This window comes from Colwellia sp. RSH04 (assembly GCF_003545765.1).
In the GTDB taxonomy this organism is placed as follows: Bacteria; Pseudomonadota; Gammaproteobacteria; order Enterobacterales; family Alteromonadaceae; genus Colwellia.
Genome location: NZ_QXIO01000004.1, coordinates 92,643 through 118,359 on the forward strand (window position 1 = coordinate 92,643; position 25,717 = coordinate 118,359).

Genomic DNA, 25,717 nt, shown 5'->3' on the forward strand with positions numbered 1-25,717 from the left:
AGTAAAGAATGAAAAGGCAAAAAAGGGATAAATTAGGAAGAGCGCATTCTAACGGATATCAAGCTGGGCTTTGCGGGAAAGCAAAAGAACAATGTCCGTATCAAAATATAGAAACAAAATCACAGTGGTTGGGGGGCTGGCGAGAAGCCGTTGCTGATCGAAATATGGGATTATTTAGGTAGTTCAACCGTATTATTTTTTAAAGTTTTGGCGAACCACATTGAATTAGATTGATGCCTACCATCATAACTTGCCTATTGAAGCACAGAGGTAACCAATTTACATTCAAGGTGTTTCGCCTTATTAACCACCACTTGGGTTAACTAACCTCAGTTCGGGATAATAAATAACTTTACTCAATAGCTGATCTATAACCGCGTACTAAATAACGCGTGAAAAGCGTTGTTGGTTTATATGTTTCTTCATATAGGCATCAAAGCTCATACAAATAATACGAATTAACAAACGTGCTTTTTGATCAACGGCAATTGCCTTTGACGTATTCTCTACTAAACCATCGTCAATAAATGTCTCTAATAACGGCAAATCTTCAGCAAAATAATCATCGAAAACTATATTATATTTCTCATTGATTTTATCTTTATCTAAATAAAGGTTACACATTAGTTCACGAATGACTTCACCGCGGATAATGTCATCTTCTGATAAGCTAACACCGACAACTTGAGCATGTTGTTGCTCAGTTATTGCTTTATAGTATTCTTTTAAGTCTTTCAAATTTTGGCTAAAACTATTACCAATAGCGCTGATAGACGATACCCCTAATCCTAATAAATCACACTCACCGCGCGTAGTGTACCCTTGGAAATTACGGTGTAGCGAGCCATCATTTTGAGCAATCGACAATTCATCATTCGGCTTAGCAAAATGGTCCATACCAATAAAGTCGTAGCCATAATCACATAGCGTTTCAATAGCAAGCTTCATTAACGCGAATTTTTCTTGGGTATTTGGTAACCATTCATCACGTAATTTACGCTGTGCAGCAAAGCGGCTTGGTAAATGGGCATAACTAAATAGCGAAATTCTATCGACATCCCATTCATGGGCTTTATCTAATGTTTTACGGAAATTTTCAGGTGTTTGGTGCGGTAAACCATAAATCAAATCGATATTGATAGATTGAAAACCAACCGTTTTAGCGTGTTGAATGAAATCTCCAATAAACTCTGTTGATTGCACGCGGTTAATTGCTTCTTGTACTTTTAAATCAAGATCTTGAACACCTAAACTCAAACGATTAAAGCCTAGTGAAAATAAGTGTTCAGCTAAGTCCATTTCAATTTCACGTGGATCAATTTCAATACTCATTTCTAAATCATCAGAGAAATTAAATTTGTCTTTTAGCAGCGACACTAAAGTTGTGATTTGCTCATGAGTTAAAAAGCTTGGCGTACCGCCACCCCAATGTAATTGTTTTACATTATATTCTTTAAATAATGGTGCTTGCAGGGCAATTTCTTTGGCTAAATACTCTAAATAAGTATCGGCTTTGTCACGATGACGGGTAATAACTTTGTTGCAACCACAGTAGTAACAAAGCGTATGACAAAAAGGGATATGAACATATAAAGACAAATCACGATTATTTGAATTTTCAATCGCTTTAATAAAATCATCATGCTTAAAGTCATCATGAAACTCTAACGCGGTAGGATACGATGTATATCTAGGCCCACTTGTGTTGTATTTACTGAGTAATTGATTATCGAAAAATTGACTTGCTTTCATGTTATGTACCGATGATTTTAAAAACAAGTCAATTATACACAATAGTTTCTTTAGGGTCTTGATCAAGCGCAAAGTAGCGAATCGCAATAAGTCTCAATAAAATTAGGTGGAGAAGTTAATACCTAGGTACCACCTCTGGTTGTATACTAATCTGTATAAGAAATTGATTTCTAGTGAGATTTTAAAGGCTTAAGGTCATCAGCTATACGTTCCAAACATGACCTAAGTATACATCCATGTAAGCAAGGCATTGATTTCGGAGTATTACATTGATTGTGGGGCATGATATTAATGAATCAATTATTCAAAAACCAAGAAAGCTTTAGCTAGTTTGTTGCAGCTAGACCTTTTTAGAGAATGAGGTGATTTGATCGGAAGCAAATTGGTGTAGCGACTTAACTTCCTCGGTGATTTTATCACGTAATTTCGCTTCTGCTGTCATGCGTTGATAATCTTCTTTCATACGCTGTTTTTTAGCTAACTGCTTCCGGTCTTCCAGAATAGATAATTCTTTTATCTCGTTATATAACTCAAATATAGCTGGAAACTGTTGATTAAGATCCGAGCTCAGTTTTAATGAGTCTAACAGTACAGAAAGTCGCCAACAGCCTTCACTGTAATCACATTGTTCTTCTTCCATAGCGCGGGTAATAATGACAACACTATCGAGTATTTTTTTATCATGAGCTTGGTGAGCTTGACGTTTAGCTATAATAGCCTCTTGCTGAAGTGCATTTTGCCGAGCTAATTGCTTAAGCAAACTTCCTGCATAGTAAGCTAAAGGAACAATCACAACTATTGCTAACACTAGCGCAATGACCCAATTGTTATCCATTACATTTACTCTTTATCAAAATCCGAAAAATCATGTCCATCAAGTTTGTCCCAAAGCGACTCTTCATCAACAGAGTGAGATTTTTGTTCAACTTCTTCTTCTTCAATACCCAATTCATCTGTTAAAGCTTGATGACGCTCCATCATGTCATTGTAATAATCAACTTCAGCTTCATTAAGTTCAATGTCATCATCTTGTTTAGCGAGAATACGCTGTAACTTTTCATCTTGCTCAATGGCAACTAATGCTTGTTGAGCCGATTGTTCTTGTGACACTGACACAGGACGAACCGCCGCTAATGGTACAGGTGCTTTAACAGGCTTTTGTGCTTTTTCAGCTTTCGCGGCAATTTTCCCTAATTCAATAGGTTTTTTGCTACCTAAGCGCGGATCTTTATTGGCTTGCTGGTTAGCAGCGCCATTATTATCCATCTTTGCTTCCTGCTGACGATTACCTGCCTGCTTACCTGTTTTCTTTCGCACGCGTTTTTCAACATTGGCTAATTCTGCTTTACTTAATTTCGGTTTAGCTGTGGGTGCTGAACCTGGTTTTCTCGACTTTTTCTTACGCGACATGATGAGTACTATTTAATTAACTATGGAGCTATTTTACGCGAATATTAAGCCAGTGCATAATTAATTATTTTGTTCGTAAAACAGCATAGCAAAACCTATAATTCTTCGTTATTGTTAAAAAGGTAATCTTTAAGTGAAAGCAAAAGTGCACTTTTTGGGTCTTTTCAATATCTTTAGCCTTATTAATTCAATACAAATGAAACAGTATCTCAGCCAAATCATTTTAATTCTTATTGCTCTTTCAGCTTCTCTATTGGCTATATCAATGGGGTTAATGGGTCATCATAAGCACATTAGCTTAGTGACCGACTTTTATGGCATAAGCCAATATATACCTGAAAGTATCAGTAATATCATTGCCGTGGCAGCTTATACTGTTACCGCTGTGGTTGCTTTGTTAACGCTTAAATATCACAACCTGAGAGTTAAACTCGGCTACTTGCTTATTATCATCGCTACTATCCCTTTAATCTCGCTATTAGGTAGTTCAATGTGGATTGAATCTTTAGGCGGCTTTCCTGCAATAGGCTCTGGTCAAGGCATTATCAAATACACGGCATTACTTACTATGGGTATTTTATATACACGCCCAAGGCTATCAATCGGTACAAAAAAGTGGTTAAGCCTCATGCCTGTTATGCTGGTATTGCTTTGGATAGGCGGCATGAAGTTCACACTACTTGAGGCAAAGGGCATCGAAGAGCTTATTGCAAGCTCGCCTTTGATGTCATGGATGTATCTCTATTGGGATGTTCAAACCACATCAAACTTGATTGGGCTTTATGATTTATTTGCCGTAGTTTTATTGATTTCTGCTGTTTATAACTCTCGTTTAGTTAACATTGCTATAGTCGCTGCTGGAGCTGTCTTTGTTGTAACACAAACTTTTTTGTTTTCTTGGAGTGTAGCTATATCTACAGAAACACTATTATCAACAGGCGGCCATTTTTTAATAAAAGATCTTTGGTTTATTGCCAACCTGATTATGTTTTGGCAGTTATCTCAGCAACGTAAAAAATGTTAATTACCCATAAGAAGAAAAGGCTAATTCACCTAATGAACTAGCCTTTCTTTATGATAAATTATATGGCAACTTAACCAAAAAGAATTAGGTTTATGCTCGTCTAATCTCCATATTGGGCGCAGTATTTATTTCTCCTGACTTACTGATAGTCGCTATGTTGTCATTACATACTAATGCCGCAATATTTTTATTATTCATATCTCGAACAAACAAAAGTTCATAGCCAAACTGAGTTAAACTGCTGGCTGCAAATTTTTGAGCTAAAGTAAGCTCACTCCATAAACTTTCATTGCTTGAAACTGTTTTTGTGTCACGTCGCTCTTGTGTTACTTCTGCCGCTTGCATGAGTTACCTCTTAAAAAAGCTTTATTTGTATAAAACAAAAAAAACATACACCAAAGTTAAAATTAACTTACAACTAACATAGCGGTCAAAATTTAACCTATTTTACTTTAGACTGCAATAGCGTTTAAAATTCACTGAAAACAAGTCTTTTCGAATGTATAATTTACGTTACAACCACTAATTAATAGGTCATAAAATGAGTGCTGTATTAGATGAACTACTCGCCCTGCTTAAGCTAGAAATCATTGAACAAGGAATTTACCGCGGTCAAAGTCAAGATCTTGGTTTCAAAGCACTATTTGGCGGGCAAGTAATGGGGCAAGCATTATCAGCCGCTCAAGAAACAGTAGCAGAAGACAGATTTGTCCATTCGTTACACAGTTATTTTCTACGCCCAGGAGATGCCAGCAAACCCGTTGTCTATGATGTTGAAAGTATCCGAGACGGGGCAAGTTTTAGTACTCGACGCGTACAAGCCATTCAAAATGGTAAAGCTATTTTTTACATGACCGCTTCTTTTCAGCATGTTGAGCAAGGCTTTGAACATCAAGATACTATGCCTGATGTACCGCCACCTGAACAAATCAGTTCTTATAGTGATTACATTCATGAGATTCAGCATGTGTTACCTGAACCAATGAAGCAAAAATTTCTAGCTGAAAAACCTATCGATTTAAGGCCTGTACAAAAATATGATTGGTTAAAGCCAGAAAAAACTGATTCTGCTTGCCAGATGTGGATTAAAGCCAACGGTGATTTGCCTGACGATTTACGCATTCATACTTATATGCTGGCTTATACATCAGACTTTCATTTTTTACCCACCGCATTATACAAACACGGTGTCAGTCACTGGCAACCAAATTTTCAAATAGCTACCATAGACCATGCAATGTGGTTTCATAAACCTTTTCGTTTTGACGATTGGTTACTTTATTGTATGGATAGTCCATCAGCAAGTAATGGTAGAGGCTTAGTTAAGGGCCAAGTATATAATCGTCAGGGGGAGTTGGTTGCTTCAACGATGCAAGAGGGCGTTATTCGACAACGCTAAATAAATACCTCGGCTTGGGGTAATAACACTCTGTATTGATTGGTAAACTAACGTTGCCAATCAAATCCGCTTGGGTGTTGAAACACTCGTAAATCAAATTGTGGTGCGATAGCGAAAAGGTGATCAAATATATCTGCTTGAATACCTTCATATTTTGTCCATTCAGAGGTATTCGCAAAGCAGTATATTTCTAATGGTAAACCACTAGCAGTTGCTGGTAGTTGCCTTACCATACAAGTAAGATCATTACGTATATTATTATTTTGCTTCAAATACAACTCTACGTAGGCACGAAAGGTACCGATGTTGGTTAATTGACGTCGGTTAATTTTATCTAACGCTTCAACATTTTTCGTCTCATTTTCATTAAGGTTTATCTGCGCTTTTTTCTCATTGAGGTAAGTTTTAAGTAAGGCAGCATTAGATAAAAAATCGATTTTATCTAAGCTATAAAAATCAATACTGCCAATGTCAATAATCAAGGTACGCTTTATTCTTCGGGCACCCGTATGGTACATATTACGCCAATTTTTGAATGAATCACTGATCAAAGCGTATGTAGGAATAGTGGTAATGGTTTTATCAAAATTCTCAACTTTAACGGTACTTAAACCAATTTCAATCACATCGCCATCGGCACCATATTTCGGTAATTCAATCCAATCACCAGCAACAACCATTTTATTTGCTGATATTTGTATACTGGCCACTAAGCCTTTAATGGTGTCTTGGAATATTAATAACAATACTGCCGTTAACGCCCCCAAACCACTCAGTAAATAAACAGGAGAGCGATTGATAATTAACGCCACAATAACAATAGTTGCAACAAGATATAGCGCCAGTTTCAATACTTGAATAATGGCATTAAGCGGCACGTATTTTTGTTTGGCTGTTTCGTGATAAATACTACGGCTAACGTTTAAAAATGCACTTAAACTACGTGCAACTTGAAAGGTAAGCATCACTTTAGCAAACAGAATCAATATTTCACTTGATTTACTGTCTGCTTCAAGTACTAAGGGAGATAGAAAAAGAATAATGACCAGAGGAACCAGTAAAGTCATTCGACTTAACACATTATGCTCAATTAATGCATCGTCCCAAGTATTACGACTTTTTAGTATTAGGTGCTTAACAAATTTTAATAATTGGTATTTGGAGAAATAAAAGCTAATACCCGATAAAACAATAATAATCGCTATGCCAGTAGCCAAAGTTGCCATTTCAAGGTGGCCTTCACTGACACCTTGACCTGCTAACCAAATACTAATTATTTCATTCATTCACGATCCTTGCTTTGGTTATGTTCAGATATCATTTGTTCAAGTCGTTCATCTTTTTCATGCCAAAATTGAGTTAACCACTTTTGGAAGAAAATTTTATAACTGCGATCATTAAAATAGTCACCACTAAGTTCTTGAGCAATTTCACGGGTATGTATTTCAATATGAACAGTTTTCACTCGGCCACATAAAAAGTCAACAAAGTTTGGCACACCATCAGGATAATAAATAGTGACATCAACAATAGACGTTAAATGTTCACTCATGGCATCCAAAACAAATGCGATCCCGCCTGCTTTAGGCTTTAATAAATGCTTAAACGGTGAATTTTGCTTTTCATATTTTTCTTGGGTAAAGCGAGTGCCCTCAATAAAGCTCATCACACTAACAGGTTTATGTTTAAACTTTCTGCATGCTTTTCGAGTAGTCTCTAGATCTTGACCACGTAAATGCGGGTTCTTCTTCAAAAAAGCTTGGCTATATCTTTTCATAAAGGGAAAATCAAGCGCCCACCAAGCTAACCCTAAAATTGGTACATAGATCAGTTCTTTTTTCAGGAAAAATTTTAAAAAGGGAATATTGCCATGCAAGACTCGTTGCAGAACAAGAATATCAACCCACGATTGATGATTTGCCAACACTAAATACCAATCTTTTTTATTAAGCTCTTCTAAGCCAGTCACTTGAATGTCGAATTGCGTAAACAGTTTTTGATTTACACTATTACACGCGACCCAACTGCTCGCCGATAAATCAAGTAAATAGCTAAATATTTTTTGAGTAAAAGCAAAGGGAAATAATGCTTTAAGCAACGAAAACAAGAGAATAGGTATCAACCAAAATATGGTATTAATTAAATATAAAAATAGTGAAAAAAAGCCAATGAATGGCCCTGGTAAAAAATTTAGCATACGTTGTTCTAAAACTTGTTATTTAGCAATTAGCCCTTGGTTGATATATTTAACCATGAATTCACCATAATTTGTATTTTTTATTCGCAACTTAACTCTTCAACCTCTTTGCCTATAACTGTTCACGCTATATTCACTCATTGATGCAAAAAGCACCACCTGATATTTTGTTGCCATTATTTTTCTGTAAATGCACTTTAAAAGCATCGAAAAAGCGCTTTTTAATCACTACTAGCTAGTTAGGCTATTAAACAGTCTATTTTCATCTATTGAAACTGATGCATTTAGCCTTTGTTGTGTTGAATGCGTACTCGCTTTCTTGCATACTGAAAGTGGACTAATTAATAGGAGGAAAAATGAACTTTAAAAGAGCGGTGATAAAAGTAGGTAGTGCACTTATCGCCCCTGAAAATAATGGCTGTAGTGGTAAGTATGCACTTGCTATTGCACAATTTATTACTAACTGCCAACAGCAAGGTAAAGAAATTATCTTAGTATCGTCAGGTGGCGTTGCCGCTGGGCGCAGTTTAATTCATCATGGCTCACCAGAGTTATCTGGCGCCACTAAAAAAGCGATGGCTTCTGTTGGACAAATGCAGATGATGGCAAATTGGCAACGCTTTTTCGACACCCCCTGTAGCCAAATATTAATCACTCAAAGTGATTTAGCTGACAGAAAACGTTACATTAGTATTAAAGAAACCATACAAATCCAATTAGCAAATAATGTCTTACCTATAGTCAATGAAAATGACACGGTCACAACAGACAATTTAAGCGTTGGCGATAACGATAACCTCGCAGCACTCGTTGCTCAAGTTTGTGAAGCAGATAGCTTATTCATTTTTAGTGATATCGATGGTGTTTTTACCAAAGATCCTAAAGTGAATGATGATGCTGTACTTATTCCTGAAATCAGTGAAATTACTGATGAAATTTATGCTATGGCTGGTACAAGTCGAAATCATCTTGCGACAGGCGGCATGAAAACCAAAATTCAAGCTGCAGAAAAAGCAGTTGAGCATGGTATTAACACTTACATTATTAATGGCACTAAAAACCATGTGTTTTCATCTTTGTTAAATAAGATTAACCCTGGAACTCGCTTTGCTGCGGACAAAAATATTATCACTGCTAAAAAGCATTGGTTAAAGCATACGTTAAAAAGTAACGGACAAATAACCCTTGATGCAGGAGCGGTTAACGCACTTATTAACCAAGGAGCCTCCTTATTGCCAGCCGGCATCCTATCCGTTGCAAATAACTTTCAAGCCGGTGATACCATTGAGCTCATTGATGGCCAAAGTAATCGCATAATAGCTAAAGGTATATGTTTATATAATCATCATGACTTAAAACGCATTATGGGTAAGCAAAGTGATGAAATAGATGGCATTTTAGGTCATGACTTTGGCGATGTAATCGTTCATCGAGACGATATGGTGTTACTACATAATGAACGTGACGACATGCAAAACTTAACAAAAACAGAGGCTGATTAATGACATCATTTTCTATGGAAAACATGGCTAAAGGCAGTAAAGTTGCTAGTAGAGTAGCAGCACAATTAACAACAATTGAAAAAAACACTTTGTTAAGCGCAATGGCTGATGCGATTGAAGCGCAAACAGATAGCATCATCAAGGAAAATGCCAAAGACATAACTGCAGGAGAAAAGAAGGGTTTGTCAGCAGCTATGCTCGATAGACTCTTACTAACCCCTGAGCGTGTAAGTGATATCAGTAATGCCATCAGAGAAATTACCACTCTTACTGATCCTGTTGGCGATATCGCCAACTTATCGCTTCGCCCTAATGGCATGCAAGTGGGTAAAATGCGCATTCCCCTTGGCGTTATTGCTATGATTTATGAAGCAAGACCCAACGTTACGGCAGAAGCCGCAGCCTTATGTATCAAATCAGGCAATGCGGTTATTTTACGTGGTGGCTCCGAAGCAATTCATAGTAACTTAGCGCTAGCTGCATGCTTACATAACGTGCTTGGTGCCCACAAGGTTGATAAAAACATTGTTTCTGTTATCCCTGATACTAGCCGTGAAGTTATTGAGTTATTACTTAAACAACGTGATTCAATTGATCTTGTTATTCCGCGTGGTGGTGAGGGGCTAATTCGTTATGTCACTGAGCATAGTCAAATCCCTGTGATTCAACACTTTAAAGGGGTATGTCATTTATTTATCGATAAGCATGCTGAATTAAGCAAAGCCATCGATATACTGGTGAATGGTAAAACACAACGACCAAGTGCTTGTAATGCTATAGAAACTTTATTAGTACACCAAGACATCGCTGAATCGTTTTTGCCATTAGCTGCTAAAGCACTTGCTGATGCCGCCCAAGTAAAAGTCCATGCCTGTGATCGTAGCCTTGCTTATTTTCCTAACGGCGAAGAAGCGAGTGTAGAAGACTATCACGCAGAATATCTAGCCCAAGAAATAGCGATAAAAGTGGTAACGAGTTTTGATAAAGCGATAGAACATATCAATGAATATACTTCTGATCATACTGAAGTAATTGTTAGTCAAGATACCTCAAGAACGCAGCAATTTATTCGCCAAATCAATTCTTCGGTTGTTATGGTAAATGCCTCTTCTAGGTTCTCTGATGGTGGTCAGTTAGGTTTAGGTTCAGAAATTGGTATTTCAACCAGTAAATTACATGCATACGGTCCTATGGGACTTGCTTCATTAACGACTGAAAAATTTGTTGTTCTAGGTGATGGGCAAGTAAGACCTTAACCGCTAGCATGTTATAAACAAAAATCCAAAAAAAGAAAGCCTATTAATTTATTAATAGGCTTTCTTTTTTAATCTTCATTTATCAACCCAATCACCAGAGAGGATACAGTATACAAAGTGAGTTATTTCTAATATTCTCTTCTCAAGCCCCATTTGAAACAACATAACGAGAATATAATGAAGTCAGCAAAAGTCATTCTTATAACCACAACACTTACATTAATTACTTTACTTATCAATACTAAAACCAACGCAACTGAGACAAAAATACCCAACGTAGAAAAACTTATTACGACAGATAGTGGTTTGCAATATGGAATAATTAAATCAGGTAATGGTGCTGCAGTAGAGTTAAATAAAGAAATCGCATTCCACTGGACTGGATTTTTACAATCAACAAAGAAGTCATTTGGTAGTTCACGCGATTCCGAACCTTTTTACTTTATCACTGGAAAAGGTCAGGTTATCCCTGGTGCTGAAGAAGCACTATTAAAAATGCGCGTAGGTGATCGTTACAAGCTAATTGTACCGCCAAAGCTTGCATATAAAGAAAAAGGCATAGAAAACTCTATTCCACCTAACGCGACATTAATTTTTGATTATGAAGTCATTTCTGTTAGTGAACCTAAAGACGACATCACAGTTTTATTGAAAAACACAATGAAGAATAAAAGCTTAGATGCTGCTAAAAGCCAGTATCACCATTTAAAAAACACAGCTTTTGAACAATATAGTTTTCGTGAGAACGTATTAAATGGTTTTGGATACAAGTTAATAAAAGAGGGTTTATTGAGTGAAGCGGTCACAATTTTCGAAATAAATAGTCAGGCTTACCCTAACTCTTGGAATGTATGGGATTCATTAGGCGACGGATATTATCGAAACGGCCAAAAATTTGAGTCACTCGCAGCATTTAAGCAATCGGTTGCACTAAACCCTAAAAGTGAATACGGTCTGGAAATGATTGAGAAATTAACCAAAGAACTCATAGTTATTAAACAATAACTCTTCTTTAACATTACCTTCTCACTAAAACTGAAAAGCCTGTTAAATGCATTAACAGGCTTTCGCCAAATTCAATTCAATGTCATCACAAATATAATAGCTATAGGCTAGGGCATATTTATCTTTGTTAATAGTTCAGCTGAGAGATAAAACCCCTTTAATTAACTACGTAGTTTACTCGCAAAATCAGCACCTTTTAACGCAGAGTAAAGAGATTCTAGCCTCAGCCCTAAACAGGCTTAACCAACATAGTATTCCCTGAAACAGCAACAATTTGGCATTGTTGTTCAGTTGTAATTACCTCAACACTGGCGTCTTCCACTAATCGTGCATTCCAGTTAATGCCTGAATAACGAATGTTACCTGAGGTTTCTGTAATATCGGTACTGACAGGAACCTTTAAGCCGATCATATCGCTTGAGGTATCTGTTTTGCTCTTTGAGTTTTGTAAATTTTTCAGCGGTTTCCAAAGAATGAGCGCCGTTAGTGCCGACACGACACCCACCGATAAAATCTCCATTTGCCAACTTGTTAATACACCTATCGACACTAAAATACCGGTAACAATACTTGCAATAGCAAAGAAGAGTAATGGTCCGCTTAAGCCCATGATACTAAGCTCAACAATAAAGCTGATGCCTGCAATTAAAAACCACAAATGATGATGATTTTCTAAAAAATATTCCATATATTCTCCAAACTTTCGGCTATCTAACCTCAACTCAGGTTAAGAGATAAGTTAATAGATTGAAATTGTTAGACTTATGATTGTAATAACTCACTAGTTTGATAGTTTTTCTTAATTCAAGGCAAATTCATTAAGAATAGTTATTCTATTGTGTGTGAATTTAACACAGAAGTAAGGAAAAATAGCAACTAGGGAGCTATTTATTATCCCGAGCTGAGGTTATCTAAGGTGAGTTAGGTAACTTCAAGCTACTAGATACTGCAATGGCTTGTGCGACGGTATTAGCCACATTATCACCTGTTTTACCGTCAGTAAGCACAACGGTACTTTCATTGGCTATTGCTTGATGCGCTGTAATCGCGTCTTGCGCTAACGTTAGCGTAACCGCAGATTTACCTTCTGAAGTGCTGGCTGATTTACCGATAACATCAAGTGCTGATGCGTCTGCTTCGGCGACTAATCGAATGGCTTCTGCTTTACCCGTTGCTTCAAGTATTTGTGATTCTTTAGTTGCTTCTGCCGCTAATACTTGTTCAGCTTTTGCCGCTTCAGCATCCAGTACTCTGGCTTGCTTTTGACCTTCAGCCTCAGTAATAGCGGCTGTTTTAACGCCTTCTGCCGTTAAAATAACTGAACGTTTCTCACGTTCTGCAGTCATTTGTTTTTCCATATCTTCACGAATACTTTGTGGAGGCGTAATATCTTTAATCTCATAACGAGTTACCATAACCCCCCAAGGTTCTGTCGCTTCGGTCATCGCTGCAAGAATTTGAGCATTAATACCATCACGGTTTTGAAAACACTCATCTAACTCCATTGAACCTATAGCGTTACGCATAGTGGTCATCGCAAGTTGGGTAACTGACACTTTATAATCAGTAATGTTATTAGTCGCGGCGGCGGCGTCAGTGACTTTCATAAACAAAATACCATCAATTTCTAAGGTGATATTATCTTTAGTAATGGCAGGTTGTGAGGTGATTTCGAGCGATTGCTCTTTTAAGTTACGATCAGCAGCAATAGATTGCACGTAAGGGATAATAAAATTTAATCCCGCTGACAATGTTTTACTGTATTTTCCCAGCGTATAAACCACATAACCTCGGTTTTGCGGAACAAAATAAATCCCTTTTTTCAGGGTATATAAAATAACTATAGTGACCCAAAGCGCTGGGTTAGTGAGTAGTTCTTGTAGTAAGGGCATTGATACTATTCCTTTATTATTATGTATTCCTATGCGTTAGCTCATCAATTTACCCTTATCGTTATATAACTGCAAGTTACACGCTGCTATAACGTTGTTATGGCAGCTAATTGCGTTGAAAAAGCATCTGTAAGAAATATCAGTGCCGGAAAAATATAAAAGTAAGCGCGCATTAGTTTTTTAATCGTCTCATTAGCATGGGCTAGCTCCATAAAGTTATCTATAATGCGCCGACCTTTATAAGCAATTGAAAAACAGATAATTGCTGTAATCAATAAATGTGGCTCTGCTGTTTCTGCAACGAGTGCATTCGCCATAGTAATTACAATTAACGTAAGCCAAGTAATATCTAATTTATCTAATGTCATCGTATGCTCCTAACGCAACACATAAAGCAAAGGAAATATTATCACCCAAGCTAGATCAACCATGTGCCAATAACAGGCAATAGCAGTTAAACCAACATGTCGCTCTTTGTTGTAATTTCCAACTTTAATTTGTGAGATGGCCCATAACAAACTTAGACTGGCCCAAGACACATGAATCAAATGATTAAACGTCATGTAGTAATACATACTGAAAAAGCTATTGGTATCGGCATGAATGCCATGGTCTACATTCCAATGGTATTCCCAAAATTTAATCAGCAAATACAGTGCCCCACAGCTAACGGCATAACTTAAGCATCGAATACTTTTTTGTGGATCATCGACACGAATTGCAGCTAATGCTTTAGCAACAAAATAACTGCTGGTAATTAAGGCAAACGTATTTAATGTACCTGCCAATGTATTTAACGCTAATGGCCCTTGCTCGAATTCAATGGGGTTATGTGCTTTAGCAATAAAATACGCGATAAAAAATACCGCAAATTCAGATAATTCAGCAAAAATACCGACCCAAACCGCTTTATTTCCCGGTATTTTTTTTATAGTTTCAGGCTCAGAGGTAACATTACCGCTACCGTTAAGGTAAAAAACATCTTCTGCTTGGCTAACTAATCGCTCATTAGTAGCTTGTGAAACGGTCATGTAATTTCTTCCTCAACAAAGCCTAAAACAGGGTATTTGAATGAATAATTAATCACGAAAAAATACGGTGTCTTTTGATAACAAAGTACTAGGGTGTTCAATTGCCTTCACCACAAAACGAATATTAGTCATCTTCTTATCTAAATTATAGCCGTCTGTCGCCAAAGTAACTGGAATTTGCAACATTTGACCGCCACCAATAAGTAACTTGTCAGGCACATTAATACTGACATCGCTAATGCCTTGTACATCAATAGTATAATTAAGTGCTTGTTGATGTTTATTCAATATTTTTAAGGTATAAATATTTTCAACATGACCTTCATAATTCATACGATAAAGCACATTTCTATCACGTAGAACCGATACTTCTAACGGAATGCGGTTATAAAGCCAAAAAATCATAAGTGCTGTTATTAACACGGTAAAGCAGGCATAGCCGAATAGTTTATAGCTAAACTTAACTGATTTTTTACCTGCAAGTTGTTGTTCACTAGTGTATGAAATTAACCCAGGCTCATAACCAAATTTATCCATGGTTTGATCGCATGCATCAACGCATAAAGCACAGTTAATACACTCATATTGCAAGCCGTTGCGAATATCTATACCAACTGGGCATACTTCAACACACAAATTACAGTCTACACAATCACCTAATCCTAGTGTTTTAGGGTCGTCTTTACGTTTTCTTCTGCCACGACTTTCACCTCGTTTACTATCATAAGCGACAATCAAAGTATCTTTATCAAACATAGCCGATTGGAATCTGGCATAAGGACACATATGCGTACACACTTTTTCACGTAAATAGCCTGCATTACCATAGGTACATAACGCAAAGAAAAAGACCCAGAAGGTGATTAAACCACTCCATTCAAATGACAGCATTGTGCTATACAGTTCGACGACTGGGACAAAATAAGAAACAAAAGTCGTTGCAGTCAGAAAAGACATCAAAAACCAAATACTGTGTTTTTGTATTTTTTTATTAATCTTTTCTATCGACCAAGGCTTTTTATTTAAGGCAATGCGTTTATTTCGGCTACCTTCTATGCGATGTTCTACCCAAACATAGGCGAGTGTCCAAATGGTTTGTGGGCAGGTATAGCCACACCAAACTCGCCCAAGCCAAGCTGTAACAAAAAACAAGGCAAAAGCCGCGACCATGAATATGCCCGCCAAAAAAATAAAATCTTGCGGCCAAAAAGTAATAGCAAAAATTCTGAACTGTTGTTCACTTATATTTAGTAATACAGCTTGTTGACCATTGTAGGAAATAAACGGTACTAGCATAAACGTAATCATCAGCAACCAGCTAAGCTTACGACGTATACCTTGATAATGACCTTTTTGTTCTCTTACTTGGATGTTGCCTTCATTTTCATAAGGCTTAATGATGAGTTGCTCTTCTTTAATATCAAACTTCATTTTCTGACTTCTAGGCAGTAGGTTATGTTTACCTAATATCAATAATCAAGCCAGCTTTTCATACAGGTAAGTCGCTGTATTTTATACATATAAACAAAAAAGCAAAACCGATTGAGCACGATATACCGCGCCTACACGATATGTCGTGCCTTTTTTATCTTTTAATATGCAGTTTTTTCATTTTTGAACGTAAGGTGCTATCAGGTAGTCCTAAAATTTTAGCGGCACCACGTGTACCGCCAATTCGCCATTTACATTCATCTAATACCGCAAGAATATGATCTCTTTCTGCTTCTGCAAGCGTTTTAACTTCTGATACTTTTGGCTGTATTAACGCTTTAAAACTTTGCTTAACATCTAATACTCTTGATGTTGTCAGAATAACTTCTCGCTCTAATATGTTTTGCAGTTCTCTAATATTTCCGGGCCAAGAATATTGGCTTAACTTGTACAAGCTGCGTTTATTAACGCCCGTAATATGTTTTTTTAGTTTATGGTTCAGTTGCTGCAAGATACTGTCACATAGAATAGGAAGATCATCGATTCTTTCGCGTAATGAAGGCACTTCAATAGGAAAAACATTCAATCGATAATATAAATCCATCCTGAACTGGCCATCAGCAACCATTTCAAGCAGGTTTCTATTGGTAGCGGCAATTATTCTGATGTCGACTTGAATCGTTTTACTACCTCCCACTCTTTCGAACTCGCGCTCTTGAAGTACCCTTAATAGCTTACTTTGGGCTTCTAAAGAAAGCTCGCCAATTTCATCAAGAAACAATGTACCTTGATGAGCCTGCTCAAAACGACCTTTTCTGCGCTCATTAGCACCTGTAAAAGCACCTTTCTCATGGCCAAATAATTCCGATTCAAGCAAACTTGAAGTGAATGCTGCACAGTTCACTTTCATCATTGGTGAATTACAGCGCTCACTGAGTTGGTGTAAATTTCTAGCCACTACCTCCTTGCCTGTACCATTTTCACCAAGAATTAATACGGTACTGTCTGTTTGCCCAACCAGTTTTATTTGTTTTAGCATTTGTTTAAAAGGCTTACTGATCCCCTCTAAACCAGAGCCTGACCACGTTTCATTTATCTCGTCTTGTAAATAAGTATTTTCGGCTTGCAGCTTTTCCGTTAACTCCTGCACTTGTTGCAGCGCTTTTCTCAAATTATCATCAGCCAAGCGCTGTTGACTAACATCACGAAATACCGCGACAGCACCTATTCTTTTATCATCTTTGTACACAGGTGTTGAAGTGTACTCAACTGGAAAGCAGCTACCATCTTTTCGCCAAAAAACTTCATTGGTGACTCTTCGTTCAATGCCATCATGCATAGTATTATATATTTGGCATTCTTCTACAGGATATTCATCACCGTTTGCGTGACTATGATGATGATATTGATGAATATTCTTACCTAGTAATTCACTAGATTTCCATCCTGTCATTTGCTCGGCAGCAGGATTAATAAATACCGCTTTTCCTGCTAAATCAAAACCATATACTCCCTCACCCACGGCATTTAATAGTAATTCAGAGTCAGCAAGAAACTGCTTTAGTGTATTTTTCATTATCAACCTTTAGAGTGCACGATATATCGTGGTTTAGATTTTGACTGACTTTTTATAAAATGAAAAGACTTTAATAGTGAGAGCTTCATCAATATCGCATTTTCTCAATATGAAAGCCTAAGTATGTGACTTTGAAATTTAGACAAGCTCTTATTTTAACCCTATAGTTTTAAACTAGAGCACATAAGAGCGTGTTGACCTTTATTGATATTTTCAGCAATGAACTATGTTTATCAATAGCAAAGCAAGAAAATATGATAACGTTTATGACAAGTTAACCAAGGAGAGAGGTCGCCACAGTGGAAAAACATTGGCTAATCAGCGCATTTAAGTCATCGCAACTGACGTGCATTGTTATGTACACTCTTATCTTGTTGTTTGTATCTACCTCTGCTTTTGCTAACCAAACCAATCAAATCAGATATATTGAATCTAAAAAATATCCTGACCCTAAACAAAGTTATTTTGTTGATTTGCTGACGCTTATTTTAAATGCCACGAAAGAGGAGTTTGGTGACTATACCTTGAAGCCCGTAGCATTTGAAATGTCGCAAGCGAGAACATCAGCATCATTAAAGCGAAATGAATTTATTGATATTCATTGGCGTATGACATCTCAACAACTAGAACAAGATCTTCAGGCGATATATATCCCTATTTTAAAAGGTTTAATGGGCTATAGAATTTTTATCATTAGAAAAGGTGAGCAAGATAAATTTTCTCGGGAAATCTCTTTAACAGAACTTCAAGATCGTCCTCTTGGGCAAGGGTATAATTGGCCAGATACTGAAATTCTTGAAGATAACAACTTCAATGTCGTTAAAGGTTATGACATTTATTTACTCTCTATGCTCAAAAAGAATCGTTTTGATTATTTTCCCAGAGCTCTGCATGAGCCATGGTTTGAAATAAAGACGGAACCGAGTTTAGTGATTGAAGATAATTTCTTGCTTAAGTATCCCGCACCAATGTTTTTCTTTATTAATAAAAACAATCTCCACCTTAAAAAGCGGCTAGAACTTGGCTTCAGTAAAATTATCGAGTCTGGTGTTTTTGAACATTTTTTCCAGTCTCACCCGATCACTGCTAACTTACTTACTAAAGTAAACTTTAATCAAAGGATCAGCTTCACCCTTACTAACGCTTCTTTAACGGAACGAACCAAAGCATTAATAAAAGATGAACGACTTTGGATAAATACAAAAATTCAGAATGAGCAATAAAAAAGCCGCGCCTTGGGACATATTCAATCCCAAGAAGCGACTAACACTGGAGAGTATTACGGTAGTTAATTATTTAGCTTGCTTTACAAATTCTTCAACCGCAACGTCAATATTTTGTTCTAATTCATCTTCTAACTGTACTTGTAAGTTAGCTTCTATATCGTAATGTTGTGACGCTAGTCTATTTTCTAATGCTTGCTCTAACTTCTCAGCAAACTTAGGGTTTTCTACCAATTCGTTTGTATCATTTGCCAACACATTAAATGCCAGTAAAGAAAAAACAACCGTTGAGATTAATGTTATAGATTTCATAGAAACTCTCCTTCTAGGCAATTGCCTATCAATGACTCATTAATTCGATAACCATAAGATAACAATTTCAGTCCTTATTGCTGTTATCTTTCATACGGAAGATGTTTTTAAATGTTATTTCGCTTTAATGAGATAATCTCTGCATTAATAACCAAAATATTCACTAGTTATGTGCAAACTGACGCTATTAAGGTTATAACTATCAAATCATTTCTTAACTCATTATTATTATGAATAATAAAATGACAGCGATTGCCAGCTTCACTTTTTTCATTCTCACCACAATAAGTGCTGAGGCCAATAACTCATCAAGCAAACAGCAATTAACTGCTGAAGCGCAAACAATAGTAAAAAGCTTTGCCAACACATTAAAGCCAACATTAAAACAAGCAATACAATCTAGTGGTTTAGTGCACGCCATTGATGTATGCGCTACTGAAGCACCCAAAATAGCCAAAACATTAAGCCAGAAAACGCAATGGGATATAAGCCGTGTTAGTTTGAAAACACGTAATGCTAACAATGCGACTGCAAATAATTATGAAGCAAAAGTATTACGACAATTTGCCAAACATAATAGCGAAAATACAAAAAGCCCTCTTGAACACGCTGAAATTATCAATAATGAATTTCGTTATATGAAAGCTCAGTTAATTGAAGGAGTATGTTTAAATTGTCATGGCAGCACTATAGCTCCAGAAGTAGAACAAGCTTTAAAAAAACACTACCCAAACGATAATGCAACAGGCTATAAATTAGGTGATGTGCGTGGGGCTTTTAGTTTAGTTAAAAAGCTTTAAGCATATGCACACTGACAACCATATAGAAATTTTATGCGTATTTATATAGTTATTATTTTATTAGTTACAGCTTTTAACGCTGCCGCTGACGAATTAGCCCCTTTCACTTCTGACGGATGTAGTGTTTTTCCTGATGGTACCTTTGAACAGTCTCACCTTTGGCTTTCTTGCTGTACAGCACACGACTTAGCTTACTGGCAGGGGGGAACAGCTAAGGAAAGGTTAATTGCCGATGAAGCACTTCAACAATGTGTTGCTGCAGTAGGAGAACCAGAAATAGCGCAATTGATGCTTGCTGGTGTTCGTGTTGGTGGAACACCTTATTTACCAACCTCTTTTCGTTGGGGCTATGGTTGGCCATACCCTAGGGGCTATAAAGCATTAACTTACAACGAAAAACAACAAGCAATAAAGCTAAGTGCTTTAATCAATAAACCTCTACAAAGTATTCCAGAGAAAAATTGATATTTTTCTTAATTTAAAGTTAATTCATTACAAGCAGTCATTCTATTTTTTATGTATTCAACACAGCAGTAAAGAAAATAGCCGCTAGGGAGCTATTTATTATACTGAGTTTAGGTTATGTAATTAGTGCTGCTGCACTTGCTATAACCGTCATCAGTAATACCATGATTTTTAACGTGCCTGCTTTAACGTTTACGGCAAATTGCACAGCGACTTTTGCGCCAACAATACTACCTACGCCGAGTAATAAGCCGGGTATCCAAGCGACTTGATCTCGAAAAATAAAAATAATTAGCGCCACACTGGTAAAAATAACCGTCGCGACCACTTTCATTGCATTGGCCCTTAATAAATTATAATTGAGCATACCAACAAACGCTGCAATTAACACAAAACCAACACCTGCTTGTACAAAACCGCCATAAAACCCTGAGCCAAACACCGCTAATAATCGACCAATAGAGGCATAACAACTTTCAGGCTCGCTTTGTTGCTCTGAGTCAGCATCACTTTTAATAACAACCCATAAAGACACGGCAACCATAGTACCTAAAAGTAAAGGCTTTAATAGTTCAACATTTAAATATGAAGCCGTTAGCGCGCCACATAAACCGCCAAGCAATAAAGGCCAAAAGGTATTTTTTATTGCACTTAACTCTAACTTTTTATGGTGATAAAACCCTTTCGTTGCAGTAATTGATTGCAGTAATACACCTACCCTATTTGTTGCATTAGCGATATCAGCAGGTAAACCACACATCATTAATGCTGGTAACGATAGATTTGAGCCTCCGCCAGCCAACGTATTAATAACGCCTGCAATTAATCCTATTACGATTAACAAGGCTCCTTGTGTTATATCTAGGGTGTTAAACATTATCATCCTTGTTTTTAAACGTTATTCGCTGGCTAGATAGCTACAGCAATAGTCAATTAAGGTTTTGGCTTTAATTTCAAATTTACTGTGCGCAGGGACATAAAATGATTCGCCTGCGCCAATAGTTTGCCATTGTTCTGTTTCAGGTAATAAAATATCACATTCACCCGCGAGTATTTCCATCAGCTCTTTTTCTTTGGTTGCAAACTTATAATCGCCTACTTGCATAATACCTAAGGTTTTAAAACTTCCATCAGCAAAGGTCACTTTTCTACTGGTGACCATACCATCAAAATACACACTAGCCGCTTTAGTTACCGTCACATTATTAAATTCAGCCATCTTCTGTTCCTATTAATGATTAAAAATATTGCAAAAAAAATCGGCCTGCCCTTTTTAAAGTGACATGCCGATTCTTGTTTACTTACCTGTATTCTAGGTTAGCATTGAGTATTAGCTATTCGCTTCTACAATTTTTTTCATATCGGTCATGTAACCACGAAGTTCTTTACCGACAATCTCAACACCGTGGTTGCGAATTTCTTCATTCACTTCGATTAAACGCACGTTATCAACCCCGTTTGAACCAGTGATACCGTCACCTAACTCTTCCAGTGTTAAGCGCGAAGCATATTCTTCTAATAATGGTACCGCTGCATGGCTAAATAAGTAGTTACCGTATTCAGCAGTATCAGAGATAACAACATTCATTTCGTATAGTTTGTTACGTGCAATACAGTTAGCAATTAATGGCGTTTCATGTAATGACTCATAGTAAGCAGATTCTTCAATAATGCCTGAATCTACCATCGCTTCAAACGCTAATTCAACACCCGCTTTAACCATAGCTACTACGAAAATACCTTTGTCGTAATACTCTTGTTCAGTAATTTCAGTATCGCAATCTGGGGCTTGTTCAAATGATGTTTCGGCTGTTGCTGCACGCCACTTAAGTAAGTTAGCATCATCATTTTTCCAATCTTCCATCATGGTTGCAGAGAAACGACCTTCAATAATGTCGTCCATATGCTTTTGGAAAAGTGGACGTAATATTTCTTTCAGCTCTAAAGACATATCGAATGCTTTCACTTTAGCTGGATTTGTCAAGCGATCCATCATGTTAGTGATTCCACCATGCTTTAAGCCTTCAGTGGTAGTTTCGATACCGTATTGTAACAATTTACGTGCATAACCTGCATCCATACCTTGAGCAACTAATTGCTTATGACCTAATACCGCAGCCGTTTGCAACATACCACAAAGAATTGTTTGCTCACCCATTAAGTCAGACTTTACTTCAGCAATGAATGATGATTCTAATACACCAGCTCTATCACCACCTGTTGCAGAAGCATAGGCTTTTGCAATCGCTAAACCGTTACCTTGTGGATCATTTTCAGGGTGAACAGCGATTAAGGTTGGTACACCAAAACCACGCTTGTATTCTTCACGTACTTCAGTACCAGGACACTTAGGCGCTACCATCACAACCGTAATGTCTGGACGAATTTGCATACCTTCTTCAACGATATTAAAACCGTGAGAGTATGAAAGCGTTGCACCTTGCTTCATTAAAGGCATAACGGCAGTTACCGCTGAAGTATGTTGCTTATCAGGTGTTAAGTTTAATACTAAGTCAGCTTGAGGTATTAATTCTTCGTAGTTGCCTACGGTAAAACCATTTTCTGTAGCCCACTGCCATGATTGACGTTTTTCAGCAATAGCCGCGTCACGTAAGGCATAAGAGATGTTTAAACCAGAATCGCGCATGTTTAAACCTTGGTTCAAACCTTGTGCACCACAACCAACAATGACAATGTTCCAATCTTTAATGAAGTTACAGCCATCGCTGAACTCTTCACGCTTCATAAATCGACACTTGCCTAATTGTTCAAGCTTTTCACGTAAGCTTAAGGTATTAAAATAATTGCTCATGGCCTTTCCTCGGTATAACAATAACTGATATTAATACGTTCATTAGATTTTAATGGCACGTACTGAATTTTGATGATTGAAGCATAGCGCACAATCCGTGTTGCGAAAAATGATATATTTGCATCGTAGTATTGCGTTTTTTGCAATATACTATTAAATATTATCTCGCCACATGAAAGAAGCCTTGTTATGGATCAAAAAGCACTCGCGATATTTCAACACCTCGCCACTAGTTTACACTTTGGTAAAACAGCGCAAGCGCACCACATGAGTCCTTCAACCTTGAGCAGGGCAATACAACGTTTAGAACAAGAGTTAGCCTGTGAGTTATTACATCGTGATAATCGTACGGTAGTACTGACTGAAGAAGGTAAAAAATTTAAACGCTTTGCCGAGCAGCAATTAGAGCAATGGCAAACGTTTAAACACTCTATCGCTCAAGAACAGCAAGCGTTAACGGGGAAACTTCATATTTACTGTTCAGTAACGGCAGCATATAGTCATTTGCCGCCACTGCTCGATCGATTCAGAGTAGCGCATCCGTTAGTTGAAATTATGTTAACGACCGGTGATGCCGCCGATGCTCTTGAACAACTGCAAAATCAATCTGTCGATTTTGCCATTGCTGCCAACCCAGAAAACCTCCCTAGAAGTGTTTTTTTTCATCACTTAGCTACCGTGCCTCTTGCGGTAATCGCACCGACAATGACATGCAAAGTACAGCAACAATTACAACAAGCCAGTAACTCTTCACAAGGCATTATTTGGTCGCAAATGCCAATTATTTTGCCCGAGCATGGTCCCGCGAGAAAGCGTTTCGAGCATTGGTATCGTAAAAAACAACAAGGGAAAGCCAATATTTATGCCACCGTTTCAGGTCATGAAGCTTTAGTCAGTATGGTTGCTTTGGGCTGTGGTGTAGGCATAGTACCGCAAGTGGTCGTTGAAAATAGCCCTGTGAAAGATAGGGTACAATATTTAAGTGATGTCGGTGAAATTGAACCCTTTGAATTAGGTATTTGCTGCTTGAATCAATCACGCTCTCAACCTTTGATCCAAGCATTTTTCCAATCAATACAATAATGTTTTAGTACTGATAGTCAGACAGCAACCGCGCTGGTTAAATGCCGTAACAGTCTATCCATTGCGCGATACGACAACGCTTCAACAAGGTGTTCATGTGCAATATGTTCAACATGCTCCATGTCTGCTAGCGTGCGAGCAATTTTTAAGATTTTATGATGAGCACGTGTTGATAAGCCTAATTTCTCAACTGCCAGCTCAAGAAATTCATTATTTTGAGCTGATAATTGACAATGCAGTTTTAATTCACTGGCTTCAAGGTGAGCGTTGGCTTTACTTTGTCGTGCGTTTTGTTTTGCACGGCATATTTCAACTCGCTCACGAACAGTACAACTGGTCTCATTGCCTGAGCTATCTTGTGCCCAAGTGCCTTTAGGTAATCTCGCCACTTCAATTTGAATATCAATGCGATCAAGAAAAGGGCCTGATAAACGATTAAGATACCGTAACACTTGCTCTGGTGTACTTCGATTATCATTATAAAACCCCGTTGGACTAGGGTTCATTGCTGCAATAAGTTGAAACCTTGCAGGAAAGCATTGCTTATGCAACGCTCGCGATATGGTCACCTCACCTGACTCCATCGGTTCTCGCAATACATCAAGGACTTTACGTTCAAACTCGGGTAGTTCATCTAAAAACAAGACACCGTTATGTGCTAACGAAATTTCACCGGGCTTTGGTTGACTCCCACCGCCAACAAGGGCTGCCGAAGAAGCGGTATGATGCGGTGCTCTAAAGGGTCTAGTAAACCATGATTGTTGATCGATAGTTTGGTGGCTAATTGATTGAACGGCTGCAATTTCAAGCGCCTCTTGTTCAGTCATCTTTGGCAGAATACCTGCTAAGCGACTTGCTAGCATGGTTTTACCCGTACCTGGTGGACCAATCAAAAGCAAATTATGACCACCACTAGCAGCAATCTCTAAGGCACGTTTTGCAAAAGGCTGACCGATAACATCACTCATGTCGAGTGAGTTTTGCAATGGCTGTTCTTTCACTTCTCTTTCGGTGACAAACGGTAATCTTTTCTGTTTTGAAAAATGCGGGTATAACTCAGTTAAATGTCTTACGCCATGTACTTTTGCTTGCTTAACCCAACTTGCTTGATCAGTGTTTTGTTCTGGTATGATTAATGTACGTCCACTTTGACAACTTGCTATTGTCATTGGAATTTCACCTATTATCGCCCTTAACTCACCTGATAAAGCCAACTCACCAGCAAATTCATATTGAGCAAGATCTATCTCTGGCAGCTGCTCTGAGGCAGCTAATATCCCTACAGCAATGGGTAAATCAAAACGTCCTCCCTCTTTGGGAAGGTCAGCAGGCGCAAGGTTGATGGTGATACGCTTAGCAGGAAATTCGTAACCACAATTGATGATGGCACTACGAACTCTGTCTTTTGATTCTTTTACCGAAGCCTCTGGAAGGCCGACGATATTGAATGCAGGTAAGCCATTAGCTAAATGCACTTCTACGGTAACTAATGGAGCAGTTAACCCCACTCGAGCTCGACTATAAACACAGGCAAGTGACATATAAAA

General features: G+C 37.6%; 27 protein-coding genes. 10 read left to right on the forward strand and 17 right to left on the reverse strand.

Annotated features, from left to right (window positions below; genetic code table 11):
* The first annotated feature begins 8 nt into the window (after window positions 1–8).
* A complete protein-coding gene (gene rmf, locus D1094_RS08140; RefSeq protein ID WP_118959607.1) occupies window positions 9–182 on the forward strand; it encodes a ribosome modulation factor in 174 nt (57 codons plus the stop codon).
* A 199-nt stretch (window positions 183–381) separates the two neighbouring features.
* Here the strand turns inward: rmf and hemN are convergent, their stop codons facing one another.
* From hemN to yihI, 3 genes are all read right to left on the reverse strand, one after another.
* Window positions 382–1,752, reverse strand: coding sequence for an oxygen-independent coproporphyrinogen III oxidase (gene hemN / locus D1094_RS08145; protein ID WP_118959608.1), 1,371 nt, complete (start codon window positions 1,750–1,752; stop codon window positions 382–384).
* A gap of 340 nt (window positions 1,753–2,092) precedes the next feature.
* Entirely contained in the window at window positions 2,093–2,587 is a 495-nt protein-coding gene (locus tag D1094_RS08150) for a DUF2489 domain-containing protein (RefSeq protein ID WP_118959609.1), read from the reverse strand.
* Window positions 2,588–2,592: 5 nt separating this feature from the next.
* Entirely contained in the window at window positions 2,593–3,162 is a 570-nt protein-coding gene (gene yihI, locus D1094_RS08155; protein ID WP_118959610.1) for a Der GTPase-activating protein YihI, read from the reverse strand.
* A 133-nt stretch (window positions 3,163–3,295) separates the two neighbouring features.
* Here yihI and D1094_RS08160 point away from each other — a divergent pair, with 133 nt between their 5' ends.
* Window positions 3,296–4,186 (forward strand): YkgB family protein, encoded by an 891-nt coding sequence (locus D1094_RS08160; RefSeq protein WP_259337873.1) that lies wholly within the window; start codon window positions 3,296–3,298, stop codon window positions 4,184–4,186.
* 90 nt (window positions 4,187–4,276) lie between these two features.
* On the opposite strand, the gene D1094_RS08165 is transcribed toward D1094_RS08160, so the two are convergent.
* Window positions 4,277–4,531, reverse strand: a complete 255-nt coding sequence (locus tag D1094_RS08165; protein ID WP_118959611.1) for a hypothetical protein — start codon at window positions 4,529–4,531, stop codon at window positions 4,277–4,279.
* Window positions 4,532–4,727: 196 nt separating this feature from the next.
* Here D1094_RS08165 and tesB point away from each other — a divergent pair, with 196 nt between their 5' ends.
* Window positions 4,728–5,585 (forward strand): acyl-CoA thioesterase II, encoded by an 858-nt coding sequence (gene tesB / locus D1094_RS08170; RefSeq protein ID WP_118959612.1) that lies wholly within the window; start codon window positions 4,728–4,730, stop codon window positions 5,583–5,585.
* Window positions 5,586–5,632: 47 nt separating this feature from the next.
* Here the strand turns inward: tesB and D1094_RS08175 are convergent, their stop codons facing one another.
* Entirely contained in the window at window positions 5,633–6,871 is a 1,239-nt protein-coding gene (locus tag D1094_RS08175; RefSeq protein WP_118959613.1) for a mechanosensitive ion channel family protein, read from the reverse strand.
* A complete protein-coding gene (locus D1094_RS08180; RefSeq protein WP_118959614.1) occupies window positions 6,868–7,782 on the reverse strand; it encodes an acyltransferase in 915 nt (304 codons plus the stop codon). The genes D1094_RS08175 and D1094_RS08180 overlap by 4 nt, the downstream gene beginning before the upstream one ends.
* Before the next feature lie 356 nt (window positions 7,783–8,138).
* On the opposite strand from D1094_RS08180, the gene proB reads away from it, so the two are divergent.
* The 3 genes from proB to D1094_RS08195 all read left to right on the forward strand — a co-directional run bounded on the left by proB (window position 8,139) and on the right by D1094_RS08195 (window position 11,545).
* Window positions 8,139–9,284: a glutamate 5-kinase gene (proB, locus tag D1094_RS08185; RefSeq protein ID WP_118959615.1), complete on the forward strand. Its 1,146-nt coding sequence runs from the start codon at window positions 8,139–8,141 to the stop codon at window positions 9,282–9,284.
* Window positions 9,284–10,540 carry a glutamate-5-semialdehyde dehydrogenase gene (locus tag D1094_RS08190; RefSeq protein WP_118959616.1) on the forward strand — a complete coding sequence of 419 codons (1,257 nt, stop codon included), beginning with the start codon at window positions 9,284–9,286 and terminating at the stop codon, window positions 10,538–10,540. Before proB ends, D1094_RS08190 begins: the two co-directional genes overlap by 1 nt.
* A 177-nt stretch (window positions 10,541–10,717) precedes the next feature.
* Complete coding sequence (locus D1094_RS08195; RefSeq protein WP_118959617.1) at window positions 10,718–11,545, forward strand: FKBP-type peptidyl-prolyl cis-trans isomerase; 828 nt, start codon at window positions 10,718–10,720, stop codon at window positions 11,543–11,545.
* A gap of 229 nt (window positions 11,546–11,774) precedes the next feature.
* On the opposite strand, the gene D1094_RS08200 is transcribed toward D1094_RS08195, so the two are convergent.
* The 6 genes from D1094_RS08200 to D1094_RS08225 all read right to left on the reverse strand — a co-directional run bounded on the left by D1094_RS08200 (window position 11,775) and on the right by D1094_RS08225 (window position 17,475).
* Complete coding sequence (locus D1094_RS08200) at window positions 11,775–12,233, reverse strand: NfeD family protein (protein WP_118959618.1); 459 nt, start codon at window positions 12,231–12,233, stop codon at window positions 11,775–11,777.
* Between the two features lie 223 nt (window positions 12,234–12,456).
* Window positions 12,457–13,437, reverse strand: coding sequence for a stomatin-like protein (locus D1094_RS08205; protein ID WP_118959619.1), 981 nt, complete (start codon window positions 13,435–13,437; stop codon window positions 12,457–12,459).
* Between the two features lie 86 nt (window positions 13,438–13,523).
* Complete coding sequence (locus D1094_RS08210; RefSeq protein ID WP_118959620.1) at window positions 13,524–13,805, reverse strand: cytochrome C oxidase subunit IV family protein; 282 nt, start codon at window positions 13,803–13,805, stop codon at window positions 13,524–13,526.
* 9 nt (window positions 13,806–13,814) lie between these two features.
* The gene (locus D1094_RS08215; protein WP_118959621.1) at window positions 13,815–14,468 is read right to left on the reverse strand and encodes a cytochrome c oxidase subunit 3 family protein; all 654 of its coding nucleotides are present in this window, start codon (window positions 14,466–14,468) and stop codon (window positions 13,815–13,817) included.
* A 48-nt stretch (window positions 14,469–14,516) separates the two neighbouring features.
* Complete coding sequence (gene ccoG / locus D1094_RS08220) at window positions 14,517–15,899, reverse strand: cytochrome c oxidase accessory protein CcoG (protein WP_118959622.1); 1,383 nt, start codon at window positions 15,897–15,899, stop codon at window positions 14,517–14,519.
* A 154-nt stretch (window positions 15,900–16,053) separates the two neighbouring features.
* Window positions 16,054–17,475, reverse strand: a complete 1,422-nt coding sequence (locus tag D1094_RS08225; protein WP_118959623.1) for a sigma-54-dependent Fis family transcriptional regulator — start codon at window positions 17,473–17,475, stop codon at window positions 16,054–16,056.
* Between the two features lie 356 nt (window positions 17,476–17,831).
* On the opposite strand from D1094_RS08225, the gene D1094_RS08230 reads away from it, so the two are divergent.
* A complete protein-coding gene (locus tag D1094_RS08230) occupies window positions 17,832–18,698 on the forward strand; it encodes a hypothetical protein (protein ID WP_147361063.1) in 867 nt (288 codons plus the stop codon).
* Between the two features lie 69 nt (window positions 18,699–18,767).
* Here the strand turns inward: D1094_RS08230 and D1094_RS08235 are convergent, their stop codons facing one another.
* Window positions 18,768–19,010, reverse strand: coding sequence for a hypothetical protein (locus tag D1094_RS08235; RefSeq protein ID WP_118959625.1), 243 nt, complete (start codon window positions 19,008–19,010; stop codon window positions 18,768–18,770).
* A 242-nt stretch (window positions 19,011–19,252) separates the two neighbouring features.
* Between D1094_RS08235 and D1094_RS08240 the strand changes: the two genes are divergently transcribed.
* Together D1094_RS08240 and D1094_RS08245 are read left to right on the forward strand one after the other, a co-directional pair.
* On the forward strand, window positions 19,253–19,810 hold the full coding sequence (locus tag D1094_RS08240) for a DUF3365 domain-containing protein (RefSeq protein WP_182440131.1): 558 nt from the start codon (window positions 19,253–19,255) through the stop codon (window positions 19,808–19,810).
* Window positions 19,811–19,843: 33 nt separating this feature from the next.
* Window positions 19,844–20,275 (forward strand): hypothetical protein, encoded by a 432-nt coding sequence (locus D1094_RS08245; protein ID WP_118959627.1) that lies wholly within the window; start codon window positions 19,844–19,846, stop codon window positions 20,273–20,275.
* A gap of 115 nt (window positions 20,276–20,390) precedes the next feature.
* Here D1094_RS08245 and D1094_RS08250 read toward each other — a convergent pair whose 3' ends face one another.
* From D1094_RS08250 to ilvC, 3 genes are all read right to left on the reverse strand, one after another.
* The gene (locus tag D1094_RS08250; protein WP_118959628.1) at window positions 20,391–21,152 is read right to left on the reverse strand and encodes a sulfite exporter TauE/SafE family protein; all 762 of its coding nucleotides are present in this window, start codon (window positions 21,150–21,152) and stop codon (window positions 20,391–20,393) included.
* A 21-nt stretch (window positions 21,153–21,173) separates the two neighbouring features.
* Complete coding sequence (locus D1094_RS08255; protein ID WP_118959629.1) at window positions 21,174–21,494, reverse strand: pyrimidine/purine nucleoside phosphorylase; 321 nt, start codon at window positions 21,492–21,494, stop codon at window positions 21,174–21,176.
* A gap of 111 nt (window positions 21,495–21,605) precedes the next feature.
* Entirely contained in the window at window positions 21,606–23,087 is a 1,482-nt protein-coding gene (gene ilvC / locus D1094_RS08260) for a ketol-acid reductoisomerase (RefSeq protein WP_118959630.1), read from the reverse strand.
* 189 nt (window positions 23,088–23,276) lie between these two features.
* Between ilvC and ilvY the strand changes: the two genes are divergently transcribed.
* Complete coding sequence (gene ilvY, locus D1094_RS08265) at window positions 23,277–24,170, forward strand: HTH-type transcriptional activator IlvY (RefSeq protein WP_118959631.1); 894 nt, start codon at window positions 23,277–23,279, stop codon at window positions 24,168–24,170.
* A 17-nt stretch (window positions 24,171–24,187) separates the two neighbouring features.
* Here ilvY and D1094_RS08270 read toward each other — a convergent pair whose 3' ends face one another.
* Complete coding sequence (locus tag D1094_RS08270; protein ID WP_118959632.1) at window positions 24,188–25,711, reverse strand: YifB family Mg chelatase-like AAA ATPase; 1,524 nt, start codon at window positions 25,709–25,711, stop codon at window positions 24,188–24,190.
* Window positions 25,712–25,717 lie beyond the last annotated feature (6 nt).

What these genes read in the sequence shown, in the direction of transcription:
- rmf (WP_118959607.1), top strand. Translation starts at nt 9, where the DNA reads ATGAAAAGGCAAAAAAGGGATAAATTAGGAAGAGCGCATTCTAACGGA.
- hemN (WP_118959608.1), bottom strand. Translation starts at nt 1,752, where the DNA reads ATGAAAGCAAGTCAATTTTTCGATAATCAATTACTCAGTAAATACAAC.
- D1094_RS08150 (WP_118959609.1), bottom strand. Translation starts at nt 2,587, where the DNA reads ATGGATAACAATTGGGTCATTGCGCTAGTGTTAGCAATAGTTGTGATT.
- yihI (WP_118959610.1), bottom strand. Translation starts at nt 3,162, where the DNA reads ATGTCGCGTAAGAAAAAGTCGAGAAAACCAGGTTCAGCACCCACAGCT.
- D1094_RS08165 (WP_118959611.1), bottom strand. Translation starts at nt 4,531, where the DNA reads ATGCAAGCGGCAGAAGTAACACAAGAGCGACGTGACACAAAAACAGTT.
- tesB (WP_118959612.1), top strand. Translation starts at nt 4,728, where the DNA reads ATGAGTGCTGTATTAGATGAACTACTCGCCCTGCTTAAGCTAGAAATC.
- D1094_RS08175 (WP_118959613.1), bottom strand. Translation starts at nt 6,871, where the DNA reads ATGAATGAAATAATTAGTATTTGGTTAGCAGGTCAAGGTGTCAGTGAA.
- D1094_RS08180 (WP_118959614.1), bottom strand. Translation starts at nt 7,782, where the DNA reads ATGCTAAATTTTTTACCAGGGCCATTCATTGGCTTTTTTTCACTATTT.
- proB (WP_118959615.1), top strand. Translation starts at nt 8,139, where the DNA reads ATGAACTTTAAAAGAGCGGTGATAAAAGTAGGTAGTGCACTTATCGCC.
- D1094_RS08190 (WP_118959616.1), top strand. Translation starts at nt 9,284, where the DNA reads ATGACATCATTTTCTATGGAAAACATGGCTAAAGGCAGTAAAGTTGCT.
- D1094_RS08195 (WP_118959617.1), top strand. Translation starts at nt 10,718, where the DNA reads ATGAAGTCAGCAAAAGTCATTCTTATAACCACAACACTTACATTAATT.
- D1094_RS08200 (WP_118959618.1), bottom strand. Translation starts at nt 12,233, where the DNA reads ATGGAATATTTTTTAGAAAATCATCATCATTTGTGGTTTTTAATTGCA.
- D1094_RS08205 (WP_118959619.1), bottom strand. Translation starts at nt 13,437, where the DNA reads ATGCCCTTACTACAAGAACTACTCACTAACCCAGCGCTTTGGGTCACT.
- D1094_RS08210 (WP_118959620.1), bottom strand. Translation starts at nt 13,805, where the DNA reads ATGACATTAGATAAATTAGATATTACTTGGCTTACGTTAATTGTAATT.
- D1094_RS08215 (WP_118959621.1), bottom strand. Translation starts at nt 14,468, where the DNA reads ATGACCGTTTCACAAGCTACTAATGAGCGATTAGTTAGCCAAGCAGAA.
- ccoG (WP_118959622.1), bottom strand. Translation starts at nt 15,899, where the DNA reads ATGAAGTTTGATATTAAAGAAGAGCAACTCATCATTAAGCCTTATGAA.
- D1094_RS08225 (WP_118959623.1), bottom strand. Translation starts at nt 17,475, where the DNA reads ATGAAAAATACACTAAAGCAGTTTCTTGCTGACTCTGAATTACTATTA.
- D1094_RS08230 (WP_147361063.1), top strand. Translation starts at nt 17,832, where the DNA reads ATGTACACTCTTATCTTGTTGTTTGTATCTACCTCTGCTTTTGCTAAC.
- D1094_RS08235 (WP_118959625.1), bottom strand. Translation starts at nt 19,010, where the DNA reads ATGAAATCTATAACATTAATCTCAACGGTTGTTTTTTCTTTACTGGCA.
- D1094_RS08240 (WP_182440131.1), top strand. Translation starts at nt 19,253, where the DNA reads ATGACAGCGATTGCCAGCTTCACTTTTTTCATTCTCACCACAATAAGT.
- D1094_RS08245 (WP_118959627.1), top strand. Translation starts at nt 19,844, where the DNA reads ATGCGTATTTATATAGTTATTATTTTATTAGTTACAGCTTTTAACGCT.
- D1094_RS08250 (WP_118959628.1), bottom strand. Translation starts at nt 21,152, where the DNA reads ATGTTTAACACCCTAGATATAACACAAGGAGCCTTGTTAATCGTAATA.
- D1094_RS08255 (WP_118959629.1), bottom strand. Translation starts at nt 21,494, where the DNA reads ATGGCTGAATTTAATAATGTGACGGTAACTAAAGCGGCTAGTGTGTAT.
- ilvC (WP_118959630.1), bottom strand. Translation starts at nt 23,087, where the DNA reads ATGAGCAATTATTTTAATACCTTAAGCTTACGTGAAAAGCTTGAACAA.
- ilvY (WP_118959631.1), top strand. Translation starts at nt 23,277, where the DNA reads ATGGATCAAAAAGCACTCGCGATATTTCAACACCTCGCCACTAGTTTA.
- D1094_RS08270 (WP_118959632.1), bottom strand. Translation starts at nt 25,711, where the DNA reads ATGTCACTTGCCTGTGTTTATAGTCGAGCTCGAGTGGGGTTAACTGCT.